Origin of the sequence: Staphylococcus sp. ZWU0021 (genome assembly GCF_000798895.1) — a bacterium.
In the GTDB taxonomy this organism is placed as follows: domain Bacteria; phylum Bacillota; class Bacilli; order Staphylococcales; family Staphylococcaceae; genus Staphylococcus; species Staphylococcus saprophyticus.
This window is the reverse complement of the sequence record NZ_JTLN01000030.1, coordinates 527,893-541,077: the sequence shown is the minus strand read 5'-3', so window position 1 is coordinate 541,077 and position 13,185 is coordinate 527,893. Positions and strand designations below refer to the sequence as shown.

Sequence of the window (13,185 nt, the reverse complement as noted above, 5' to 3'; positions counted from 1 at the left end):
AACACATGACTAGTAAGTGTAGTTTAACATTATTCAGAAAATTTAGATGAAATTGCTGACTCATGAAAAAAGAGACTAACAATGTTTTGGGTTGTTTTTTTAACTAATTTTTCTGATTGGTTTATTGTTTCCTCCAGCGACATCGGTCCATCGGTTAAACTAAAAGCACCAATTACCCCCATATCTTTAAATTGATCGATATCGACATCAATCGATCCGCCTATAAAAACAACGGGGACATTGTATCTGTTTGCATATTTGGCAATACCCATGGGTGTCTTACCATATAATGTTTGGAAATCGATCTTACCTTCACCTGTAATAACTAGATCAGCATTTTCTAAATATTGATCCAGTTTGATATAGTCTATGACGACTTGAATGCCATCTTCAAAATGACTAGGGAAAAAAGCTTTGAAAGCACCACCTAAACCGCCAGCAGCACCAGCGCCAGGTAAGTCATGCAGACGAATGCTTTTCTTATGGGCTACTAAATCGGCCCAATGTGTCAGGTTGTGTTCTAATTGTTTTAAATCTGATTCTGTTGCACCTTTTTGTTTACCAAAAACGTAGGAAGCACCGTTTGTACCAATTAATGGATTCTGTACGTCAGTGGCAATCGTAAAGTTGCATTGGTTGATACGTGCATCAAAATGACTTAAGTCAATATGCTGTATCTTATGTAGATTACCACCACCAAGATCAACTTCATGATGATGCTGATCTAAAAGTTTGGCACCAAGTGCCTGTAACATACCAGCACCTGCATCATTCGTTGCAGACCCGCCGATTGCAAGGATGAATTGCGTATAACCGCTATCCAATGCATCAAGAATTAATTCTCCAGTACCATATGTAGTGGCTTGCATCACATTAAGTGCATTGTCTGGCACATGCTTTAATCCAGACGCTTCAGCCATTTCTATGACACAGGTTTCCTTGTCATGGAGTACACCATATTGTGCAGAGACAGTATCGCCAAGTGGTCCTGTCACATTGAGTGTGGTGAATGTACCGTTCGTGGCATTTACCAAAGCTTCCATGGTGCCTTCACCTCCATCCCCAACGGGTAAGGTATGTATATCGGCTTCAGGGAATATATCAGAAATACCCTGACTCATATAGCGAGCAACCTCAGTAGCTGACATACTACCTTTAAATGAATCCGGTGCTAAAACAATTGTCATACGCCATCCTCATTGTAAACGATTTCATCGTTGTATTATTCTATTATATCGATTTAATTTTATTGAAAATAGGGTTAAAATATACAAAAATGATGTTATTAATTTGTATGAAAATGATAGGGGATAAAATGATGAATGTATTAACAGATGAATTAGCTGCATTAATCGTTGAGGAAACAGTAAAAAGAACGAATAGTAATATTAATATAATGAATTTTAATGGAGAAATCATTGCTTCGTTTGATAAGCGTAGAATTGGTCAAGTTCATGAAGGTGCGCGCAAAGTATTAGCGAGTGGGGATATAGTGATTTTGTCTGAAGAAGAAACGAGTTATTTACAAGGTACACAGCCGGGTATTAATTTACCAATTATATTTCAAGATAACGTAGTAGGTGTGATTGGTATTACAGGTGATCCATCAGCATTAGTGCATGTGGCTGATTTGGTGAAAATGTCCACAGAGTTGTTACTTTATCAAAATTATTTTACATATGAATTAGAAGGACAGCTACGTAGTCAGGAATTACTAATCGAGGAATTATTGAAAAGTGAACCCTCACAATCCTTTATCCAATATTTAACAAAACAATTAAATGTAGCGTTTCTAACTTATAGAAAATGCATCATTATTAATTTGGAGAAACAAATTTTTTCACGAAGTAGTATTGTACAAAGATTAGCTAAAATAATGGATAAGGCGACTTTCGCAGTCGCTTTTACTAATTATAATCATATTGTTATTTTAGCAACAGATGAGCTACAAGATGAACTGAATCAAAAAATATATCGCATTCATCAAGTATTTACATCCTTAAATTTAGATGTACGTATTGCTTCTAGTTTAGTGTTTACAAGTTTAAATGATTTTAAAAATGCTTACGAAGAATGTGAACTTGTGTTTATGTTAAACGAAGAAAATGTATCTTTCGCTTCATTTGAAGATGTGGAAGAAAAAACATTACTTTATCAGATAAATGAAGAAATAAGGGAGAGATATAAAAAAAGAATACTAGGTGAGTTAGACAATCAAAGTATTGAAACATTAAAAAGTTTATTTGAAAATGACTTGAATATTGCACAAACGGCTAAGTATCTTTATATTCATCGCAACACACTGCTATATCGTTTAGAAAAATGTAAACTACAAACAGGTTTGAACCCCAAAAAATATTCTGATGCAATCAAATTACAAATTGCTTTGTGGTGTTAAATAGTATAGATATTAAGTACAAAATATTTTATAAAATAGCTATAATCAATTAAAAAGATTACAGTATTTTTTGAGGTTTTCATTTTACAAATATGATAAGGCGAGAAAAAATGTTATTTTAGTAAATACAAAAAAGCGCTTTACAAATTACACGAGCAACAATATAATAAAATTAAGTTATTACTAAATAATTCTATTAAATTTAGAATAAAAATCTTTATAGATACAAAACGTTTTGTTTCCAATCTGAATTTACTTGTTATAGAAATGGCGCCATTTTTTGAGTTATTTAGTAATGACTCACATCAATCTTGCTTTGATGTATTTAAAAAGATGGGGAGTGAATATGATGGGTATGATATGATGAGACATGACTTATTTTGTAACTAAGTTTTAGCGTAAAAAATAATTACACTACAAAACAAACAGTCTAATCACGTCAAAATTAACGTGAAGTGAACCCTTAAACTTGTTGTAATTTAATAACAAGTATTCCTCTTTCACCACTTTCAAATGATTATATATTACAGTACCTACTTGAATACGCTTTATACTATGGTATTCAGTCACTTTTAAGTGAAATGCATACATTTATAAAACCCAACGCATAGACTCTAAATTTTATCTATTTCACCTACTTTTAATTCCTCATTTTTAAGGACCAGTTTAAAGAACATATGATTTGAAATAGAAAACATTGTAACGTGAGCTATCATTTATAGGGTAGCCTTTATAAATGCGTCTATTTTGATTACTACCACCCAACCCATATCATTATTTAAGTATGTCAGGAGATATTTTCACTTAAAAGGACAATAAACTGGTGAAACAATATGGCCTCAGCAACAATGCTTTCATTGTTACTGAGGCTTTTTTTAGTCATTTAACGTACAGTTTATCAATGAGTATTTGTTTAAATAATAGACAAAAATTAAATATATTTTATTGATGTTAAATATAATGGTTGTCTTTTTCTTTTTAATGTGACATACTCTATAACAATCAGTATAACATAATAACTTATAGAGGTGATTAAGTATGACAAAATATATTTATGCATTTGATGAAGGCCAAAAAAGTATGAAAGATTTATTAGGAGGAAAAGGTGCAAATCTAGCTGAAATGAAACGCTTAGGTTTACCAGTGCCAGACGGATTCACCATTACAACGGAAGCATGTATAGAATATTTAAATAACCATTCAAAACTACCTGATTTATTACTGAAACAGTTAGATGTAGAATTGGATGCGTTATCTAAACGTATACAGAAATCATTTTCTGATGATGGTGCTTTACTCCTAGTTTCTGTAAGAAGTGGTGCAAAAATTTCTATGCCAGGTATGATGGATACGATATTAAATCTAGGTTTGAACGATGAAAATGTAAAAAAATTAGCAAATAAAACAAATGATTCGCGCTTTGCATATGATTGCTATAGAAGATTGTTGCAAATGTTTGGTCAGGTTGTTTATGGTATTCCAATGTCATCTTTTGATACATATTTTGATCAATACAAGACACAACATCATTATGAAAGCGATGCAGAAATTCCAGCCGAAGGGTTAAAAGAAATTTGTGAACATTTTAAAGCAGTTTACTTAGATGAAGCATATAAACCATTCCCACAAGAACCGATTGACCAATTAACAGAGGCAATTGAAGCAGTATTTAAATCTTGGGATAATGATCGCGCGCGTGTATATCGTCAGTTAAATGAAATACCACATGATATTGGTACTGCAGTCAATATACAGGAAATGGTATTTGGTAATAGTGGTGAAAAAAGTGGTACAGGTGTAGCATTTACGCGTAATCCTATAACGGGAGAAGCAAAGTTATTTGGAGAGTATCTACTGAATGCTCAAGGTGAAGATGTTGTAGCAGGTATTCGTACACCTAAAGATATTGAAACATTGAAAGAACAAATGCCACATGTGCATGAGCAATTTGTAAAAGTTTCAACACAACTTGAAACGCATTATAAAGATATGCAAGATATTGAATTTACAATAGAAAATGAAAACTTATATATATTACAGACACGAAGTGGTAAACGTACTGCCAATGCTGCGATTCATATCGCTGTTGATTTAGTTGAGGAAGATGTGATAAGCAAAGAAAAAGCGGTCATGAATGTTGAAGTGAAATCTATTGATCAATTATTACATCCAAATTTTGATGAACAATCATTAAAACAGACGTCAGTTATAACTAAGGTCGGCTTACCTGCCAGTCCTGGTGCAGCTAGTGGCGCAATTGTTTTTTCTGCAGAAACGGCTAAACAACAAGCAGAACAAGGGAATAAAGTGATTTTAATGCGTCCAGAGACATCACCAGAAGATATTGAAGGGATGGTTGCAAGTGAGGCAATTGTTACAACGCATGGTGGTATGACATCACACGCTGCAGTCGTAGCGCGAGGTATGGGCAAGTGTTGTGTCACAGGTTGTTCAGACTTAGAAATTAATATTACAGATAAGGTTGTACATTATAAAGGTGGTTCACTATATGAAGGTGATATCATTTCAGTAGATGGCGCGAAAGGGGATATTTATTTTGGTGAAGTTGAGACAATCCAAGCAGAGCGTAGTCATGCTTTTGAGAAATTTATGCAATGGTCAGAAGAAAATGCAAGATTAGATGTACGCATGAATGCAGAAACAGCACAAGATATTCAAGCAGGTTATCAGTTTGGTGCTAAAGGGATTGGGCTTGTTCGAACAGAGCACATGTTTTTCGCGCCAGAGCGACTCATAGAAATGCGCAGATTTATTTTGTCTGATACACAGGATAAACGTATTGCTGCTTTAAACACAATTAAGCAGTACCAAAAGAATGATTTTGAAGAAATACTAAAACTTTCTGGTGAACGACCAACGATTATTCGTTTGTTAGACCCACCGTTACACGAATTTTTACCCAATTCAAATAACGAAAAAGCAACAGTTGCAGAGCAATTGAATGTAACGATTAAGGAATTAGACCAGTATATTGAAAGTTTAAATGAAGTGAATCCAATGCTTGGACATAGAGGATGTAGGTTAGCCATTACGTATCCTGAACTTTATATCATGCAAGCAGAAGCGATTATAGAAAGTGCATTGGAGCTGAAAGCGCAAGGTGTATCATGCCAACCAGAAATTATGATTCCTTTAGTTTCCACCGTTGCTGAATTTACAACGCTGAAAGCGCAAATTATTTCACGAATTGAAACATTACAACAAGAAGCAAAAGAACATATTCATTATATGATTGGAACAATGATCGAGACACCACGTGCTTGCTTGATTGCTAGTGAGTTAGCAAAAGAATGTGATTTCTTTAGTTTTGGAACAAATGATTTAACACAGCTAACATTCGGTTTTTCAAGAGACGATGCTGGTAAGTTTATTGGTACTTATTCTGAATTAGGCATTTTAGAGCACGACCCGTTCCAGACGTTAGATGTAGAAGGTATAGGTGAACTGATAAAAATTGCTTCACAACAAGCAAAATCAGCGAATCCAGACATAACAATTGGTGTGTGTGGTGAACTAGGTGGAGATCATAAATCCATTCAATATTTTAATCAATTAGACATAGATTATGTTTCTTGTTCGCCATTTAGAGTGCCGGGTGCATTGCTTTCAACTGCGCAAAGTGAAGTAGAAGGTGGCCGATTACATGTTTGATGACCAACAAGCACCACAGCTGAGATTATTTGTCATATCGGATTCTATAGGAGAGACAGCGCAACGAATGATTCATGCGACGTTAACGCAATTTCCTGACATTTCACAAATAGAGATAAAAAAATATCCATTCATTAAAAATGAAGAAGAACTGATGCATATTTTAAACAGAGCTAAAGAGTTGAATGCCGTTGTTGTTACGACATTAGTGAATCCAGATTTCAATATTGCAGGTCAACACCTTGCGAAAAAATTGCAAATTCCGTATATCGATTATATGTCTGATTTGATAGGCATTATTCAACAACAAACACAATGTAACCCCATACTAGAAAGTGGGGCATTACGTAAACTAGATGAAAATTACTTCAAGAGAATCGAAGCAATGGAGTATGCTGTGAAATATGATGATGGTAAACATTTTACAGATATTGGAGAGGCGGATGCATTGATTGTAGGTGTTTCAAGAACATCTAAAACGCCATTAAGCATGTACTTAGCAAATAAGGGCTATAAGATTGCGAATATTCCATTGGTACCAGAGGTTGATATTCCAGATGAGGTGTTTAAACATAAGCATTTGAAAGTATTTGGTTTAACTGCGAGTCCTGACTATATTTTAAATATTCGTAATGAGCGCGTTAAAATTTTAGGGTTATCGGGTCCGTCAAACTATAATAGTATGGATAGAATCAGAGAAGAGCTAATTCATGCAGAAGAAGTTTTTGAAAAATTAAATGCAACGGTTATTAATACAGAGTATAAATCCATTGAAGAATCTGCCTTTTATATTGAAAAATGCTTATAAGATGATTCAAAAAGAGAGAATAAGAGATATTAAGATAAATATACGAGTCACTGAGTACAGGAAAAATATTGGATTAGCGGCCTTGAAATTTTAATCATATTAAAGAAAAGCAGAAAAACGACCACTTCTATTTTAATAGAAATGGTCGTTTTTTTGTTAGCTTACATTGTTATGACCTCATTGCTTATGCTTCATTAAGGTTAGCTAGAGTTTCAACAATATCTTCTGAAGCGATAAGACCGCGTAATTTAGCCCAGTCATCTCTGCTTACAAAATGTACACGCTGACTTTTAACTGCTTCTAAGTCATCCCATTGATTACTATTTTGTAATTTATTTAAATCTTTATCGTTATCGTCTTCTACCATCACGATCAATCTTTCAGGGTTAACATTTGCAAGTTGTTCATAAGACATTTCTAAATAATCTGATTCTCTATAAGCAGGTAATGTGTCTGCAACTTTATCATTAAGTGCTGTTGCAAAGCCTAATTTAGTTAAAAATTCACCTACATACGTGCTATTTGAATGCGCTGTCACACCTTGTTCTGATACGACTGCAGCTAATGTTTCTTTATTTTTATCTATAGAAATTTGATTGTTAAAATCATTAACTAAAGCTTGATGTCTATCTAGACGCTCTTTAGCATCTTTAGATTTAGAAACAGCAGTACCAATACGTTGGAATACTTCTAATGTTTCTTGATAACCAGCATCGAAGCTTTTGAAAAGAATGGTAGGCGCAATTTCACTTAACTCTTCATAAATCTCTTTGTGGCGATCAGAATCACCAATAATGAGTTGTGGTGCTGATGATCTAATAGATTCAAAATCTGGGTCTAAACGTGTACCAACTGAGACATAATCGCCTACTGCTTCTCTAAGTGGTGATGTTAAATTTGTACTATCACCGTCATCGGCAATACCTTTAACATCTATATCTAAAGCAACTAATGCATCAACGAATGAAAATTCTAATGCTACTGCTGAAGTTATATCTTCTGGTAATTCACTTGTACCTAAATCATGTTTAAATTCAAAAGTCATCATATTACCTCCCTAAATTGCTTTTACTATTTATATTCCACACAATTAAAATGTGAAACATAACAATGATGTATAGGGTTGTCATAAATGATTCAGAGGGTGTTACGTTGGTTATTGATAATACATTGTAGAAGTTAGTGCTACGATTGATGTTCCTGGATTAAAGTAACTATGAGGCAAATCACTATTAAATCGAAAAGCTTGATGATGATTGATTGTATATTGTTTACCATCGACTTCGATTTCTAATACACCGTCATTAACAATAATATACTCTTCGGAACCAGGGTGGTGAGGGTCGGAATGCATTTTGCCACCAGGTTGGATTTCCATTTTAAACATTTCGAATTTCTTGTTCTCATCATAAGGAAAGTATGGATATATTGAAACTTCCTTATCAATGAGAGGGATGATATCACTTTCGTCAATAAAATCGATTGTATCATTGGATGTAGAAGTTAATTGCGACAATGAAATATGAAGGCCATTTGCTATTTTCCATAATGTGGTAATCGTTGGATTAGATTGTCCCTTTTCAATTTGACTTAACATATTTTTGCTGACGCCTGTTGCATTCGCTACTTTATCTAAACTTAGTTGATGCTTTTTTCGATAATCGGCAATATTTTTTGCTACGATGCTTTGAATATTATACAAATATATCTCTCCTGTTTACATTATAACGTACATATCGTACCATATAATGTGTTGTTTTCAAAATAGACCTGATAAGGTGGTAAATGATAGATTATGGAAAATTATAGAAAAATAAAACCATTCAATTGGTTGTTATTTATAGGAATATTACTTGTCGGTGCGAATTTAAGAGCACCTATTACTTCTATTGGGGTCGCATTGCCTGATATTAAAACGGATTTAGCAATGTCGAATAGTGCTGTTAGTGTTATTACGGTAGTACCATTATTAGCTTTTGCAGTCATTTCATTATTTGCAGCACGAACAAGTAATCAATTTGGTTTAGAAAAAACGATTTTTCTAGCCTTATGTTTAATTTTTATAGGTATTATTGTAAGATCAATGACAGAAATTTCCTGGTTATATATTGGGACAGTTCTGATTGGTATAGGTATTGGATTTGGTAATGTTCTAGCACCCGCAGTCATTAAGGCGAAGTTCCCATTACATATCGGTATCATGACGGGATATTATACTGTTGTAATGAATGTATTTGGTGGTTTATCATCATACGGTACTGCGCCATTGCTAAAGTCGTTTCATTATAATGTAGCAATAAGCTTAATCGGTATCGTAACATTAGTGACGATAATTATTTGGTCATTTCAATTAAAAGGTAAACAAGAAATGGCTACAGCGTTACCTCGTAAAAGTGTGAATGTGTGGAAATCTCCAATTTCTTGGCAAATCACGATACTAATGGGCGGACAATCGCTTATATTTTATTCTCTCATCAACTGGATGCCAGCATACTTGTCGCAGAGTGGTATGTCTATTAGTGAAGCGGGCGTATATTTATCTGTGTTACAGATTTCAATTATTCCATTTACTTTTATCACACCAATATTTGCAACTAAGATGAAATCGCAATTTACATTAACTTTCGTGACAGGATTGTTGTTTATTGCGGGTGTAATCATTATGTTATGCGTACCTCAACTGGCCATTATCTCTACAATATTGATAGGTGTTGCTGGGGGAATCGCTTTTGGACTTGTTAATACGTTCTTTAGTTTACGTACAGAACATAGTCAAACGGCAGCAAAATTATCTGGTATGGCACAGTCTATTGGTTATTTATTTGCCGCTATGGGTCCGTTATTATTTGGTGTTCTACATGATATGACGGGTACTTGGATTGCATCTTTAAGTATATTACTATTTACAGCAGTTATCATTACTTTGTTTGGTTCACAAGCAGGACGTAATCGAACAATCGAACAATCACTTCAAAAGTGAAGTGTTTAACTTGATTTTATAGAATTTAGATTAAAGCTAAAATGGTAAATATACCTATAATGGCATATAATGGGTATGAATCAATGTGAAATAAATCAGATTACATTGGAGACAATTGTATTAAAATTAATATATGTATAAGTAATATAAGATTTTAGAACTAAAACATTATAGTTAAAAATATTTTTAGCTATTAGGGAAAGAATGATGAGGTGAAGTTATGCAATTAATATTTGATCCAGGTGTAAGTCCCGTATATCGGGGTGTGTTAGCATTCTTCTTTGTTATCAATGTGATATTAGCCTTTGTTATAGTCTTTTTAGACAGGGATAGAAGAGATGCTACTGCAACATGGGCATGGTTATTTTTACTTTTTGTTATGCCTGTTTTAGGATTTTTCATTTATATATTTTTCGGAAGAGGTATTCGTAAGAAACGTGAACGTGGCTTTGCGCACAATCAGATAGAAGATGGGATGAAACGAGTTCAAGCCCAACTACAAGATTCGACAAATAAAATCAGTGATTCTGATAATCCTATTGTGAGAAAACACCGTGATATTGCAACAACACTTTTAACAAAAGAACCTTCTTTTTTAAGTAATGATAATAATATTGATATTTATACAGATGGTCATGATTTATTCAGTCAAATGAAAGAAGATCTGCGCAATGCGAAAACGTATATTCATATGGAATATTATGTATTGAATTTAGATGGTTTAGGTACTGAAATCATTAATATCTTAGAACAAAAAGCAGAAGAGGGACTTGAAGTGAAGTTACTTTATGATGCAGTAGGGTCTAAATCTGTACATAAGTCGAAATTTAAAAAATTCCGAGAAAATGGCGGACAAGTGGAGGCATTTTTCCAAGCTAAAATACCATTAATCAACTTTAGAGTGAATAATCGAAACCATCGTAAAATTGTCGTCATTGATGGGATGACAGGTTATGTTGGTGGCTTTAACGTTGGCGATGAATATCTGGGTCTAAATGATAAGTTCGGTTATTGGAGAGATACACACCTGAGAGTGAGAGGTGACGGCGTTGATGCCTTACAATTAAGTTTTATACATGATTGGAACTCCCAGGCTAAGCGTGAGCAGTTAGAATATAATATGAAGTATTTTCCAGATAATGCGTACCAAGGTGGTAATGTGTCAATGCAACTCGCACTGAGTGCACCAAGTGATAATTGGCATCAAATTGAATTTGGATATATGAAAATGATTATGAATGCCAAATCCTCCATATACATGCATAGTCCATATTTTATACCAGATAAAGGTTATATTAATGCGTTGCGAATCGCCGCTAAATCAGGGGTTGATGTTCGTTTAATTATCCCTAATAAGCCAGACCATATCTTTGTATACTGGGCGACCATTACAAGCGTTGCGCAATTAATTAGAGATGGTGTGAAGGTATATACTTATGAAAATGGATTTATTCATTCTAAGATGATGATTATCGATGATGAAGTGGCAAGTGTCGGTTCATCTAATATGGATATCCGTAGTTTCGAATTGAATTTTGAAGTAAATGCCTTTATGTATGACGAACAAATTACGAAACAACTTAAAGCAGCATTTCTAGAAGATTTAAAAGTATCAAAAGAATTAACAGAAGAACGTTATAATCAACGTTCAAACTGGATTAAATTTAAACAATCCATCGCCAAATTAGCCTCACCAATATTATAAAAGTCAAAATGAGCATTTAATTTAATATAAATTTTGTTGGAATCAGTAGTTATCATCGTATAACTACTGATTTTTTTATATGATATAATTATTAGAATAATTGAAAAACATTTTAATAATATAAATAATGATTTGATAAACAAAACAATTGAGGTGTGCTATGCAACGTGATAGTAACTTATACATTTATAGACAACTATATACACAATTAAAAGAAGATATCTTAGCATTTAAATATAATAGCCATGAAAAATTACCGTCTAAGCGAGTGATGTCCAAACATAAAGATATTAGCATAAATAGTGTGAAAGCAGCGTATGAACAGTTGCTAGCAGAAGGTTATATTTACACTCAAGAACGTAAGGGCTATTATATCGAACCCATAGATAAACTGATTATCGAAAACGATAAGCAACCGTCATTAGAAACATATCATGAGCATACAGCAACAGAATTTGAATATTCATTCTCACACATGAGCACTGATATATCAGAATTTCCAGTAGATACATGGACTAAAATGATGAAACAAGTTTTTCAAAATTATGATCACTATCTATCATCTATTCCTGAAGTAAAGGGTCCTATGGAACTTAGACAATCGATTGCGAAACTAATTTCCTATCAACGCGGTATCCATTGCCATCCTGAGCAAATTGTCATAGGATCAGGCACCAATGCATTATTAACCAAATTAATTGAGCTCATGACTAAAAATATAACCATTGCAGTTGAAGATCCTGGCTATTCTCGTTTCAGAACATTGCTAGAACAAACGCGTATACATATGGAGCCAATCGCATTGGATCGTAAAGGGATTTCGTTAGAGGGCATTAAAGACATTCAACCTAATGCAGTGATTGTGACGCCATCGCATCAATTTCCAATTGGGACAATTATGCCCGTTTCAAGACGTATAGATTTATTAAATTGGGCTAGTAAAACACATAGCTATATTATTGAAGATGATTATGATAGTGAATTTAAATATGAAACAGATAATATCCCGTCTTTATTTAGTTTTGACAAAAATGAGAGTGTTATTTACTTAGGGACATTTTCAAAAACACTGATGCCTAGTATAAGAATGAGTTATATGATTTTACCAACAAAATTAGTTAGACAATTTGAACTACAAAATCAAAACACAATTCCAGATTATTCCATGCTAAACGCTTTAACGTTAAATTTGATGATAAAAGAAGGGCATTATGAAAAGTATATAAAGAAAATGCATCAGTTATACGGTAAAAAAAGAGAGAACCTTATAGCACATTTGAGTATGGCTTTCGGCGAACATATCCAAATCAAAGATACACAAGCAGGATTGCATTTTATTATTGAAGTGAATTCTCCGTATTCATATGAAGAAATTGAAACACGTGCGAAAGAACAAAAATTGGAACTTTATACTATTAATAGATTTAAAGTGAAAGCGCTTCAAAAAAATAATGGCCCGAAAATATTGATTATTGGATTTTCAAAAATAGAACAAAATCACATACCAGAGGCAGTTCAACGTTTAAAAAGTGTACTTATTGAATAAACTGGTACCATTAAAAACCGATAACTGGTACTTTACAGAAGACCAATAATATTTTAAATTTCTAGACAATCAATGA

General features: G+C 33.5%; 9 protein-coding genes. 6 read left to right on the top strand and 3 right to left on the bottom strand.

The window, feature by feature from the left end; translation table 11 throughout:
- Window positions 1–29: 29 nt before the first annotated feature.
- On the bottom strand, window positions 30–1,187 hold the full coding sequence (locus L987_RS11605; RefSeq protein WP_047504792.1) for a glycerate kinase: 1,158 nt from the start codon (window positions 1,185–1,187) through the stop codon (window positions 30–32).
- On the opposite strand from L987_RS11605, the gene L987_RS11600 reads away from it, so the two are divergent.
- The 3 genes from L987_RS11600 to L987_RS11590 all read left to right on the top strand — a co-directional run bounded on the left by L987_RS11600 (window position 1,181) and on the right by L987_RS11590 (window position 6,878).
- On the top strand, window positions 1,181–2,398 hold the full coding sequence (locus tag L987_RS11600; protein ID WP_231558594.1) for a CdaR family transcriptional regulator: 1,218 nt from the start codon (window positions 1,181–1,183) through the stop codon (window positions 2,396–2,398). The genes L987_RS11605 and L987_RS11600 overlap by 7 nt on opposite strands.
- Window positions 2,399–3,436: 1,038 nt before the next feature.
- A complete protein-coding gene (gene ppdK, locus L987_RS11595; protein ID WP_047504791.1) occupies window positions 3,437–6,070 on the top strand; it encodes a pyruvate, phosphate dikinase in 2,634 nt (877 codons plus the stop codon).
- On the top strand, window positions 6,063–6,878 hold the full coding sequence (locus L987_RS11590; protein WP_047504788.1) for a pyruvate, water dikinase regulatory protein: 816 nt from the start codon (window positions 6,063–6,065) through the stop codon (window positions 6,876–6,878). Before ppdK ends, L987_RS11590 begins: the two co-directional genes overlap by 8 nt.
- A 184-nt stretch (window positions 6,879–7,062) precedes the next feature.
- Here L987_RS11590 and L987_RS11585 read toward each other — a convergent pair whose 3' ends face one another.
- Complete coding sequence (locus L987_RS11585; RefSeq protein ID WP_037537515.1) at window positions 7,063–7,923, bottom strand: ABC transporter substrate-binding protein; 861 nt, start codon at window positions 7,921–7,923, stop codon at window positions 7,063–7,065.
- A gap of 111 nt (window positions 7,924–8,034) precedes the next feature.
- Complete coding sequence (locus L987_RS11580; protein ID WP_002482135.1) at window positions 8,035–8,580, bottom strand: helix-turn-helix domain-containing protein; 546 nt, start codon at window positions 8,578–8,580, stop codon at window positions 8,035–8,037.
- Window positions 8,581–8,673: 93 nt separating this feature from the next.
- On the opposite strand from L987_RS11580, the gene L987_RS11575 reads away from it, so the two are divergent.
- The 3 genes from L987_RS11575 (at window position 8,674) to gabR (ending at window position 13,109) form a co-directional block, all read left to right on the top strand.
- The gene (locus L987_RS11575) at window positions 8,674–9,858 is read left to right on the top strand and encodes a CynX/NimT family MFS transporter (RefSeq protein ID WP_041079903.1); all 1,185 of its coding nucleotides are present in this window, start codon (window positions 8,674–8,676) and stop codon (window positions 9,856–9,858) included.
- 220 nt (window positions 9,859–10,078) lie between these two features.
- Window positions 10,079–11,563 (top strand): cardiolipin synthase, encoded by a 1,485-nt coding sequence (cls, locus tag L987_RS11570; protein WP_047504781.1) that lies wholly within the window; start codon window positions 10,079–10,081, stop codon window positions 11,561–11,563.
- Window positions 11,564–11,723: 160 nt separating this feature from the next.
- A complete protein-coding gene (gene gabR / locus L987_RS11565) occupies window positions 11,724–13,109 on the top strand; it encodes a MocR-like transcriptional regulator GabR (RefSeq protein ID WP_047504778.1) in 1,386 nt (461 codons plus the stop codon).
- Window positions 13,110–13,185 lie beyond the last annotated feature (76 nt).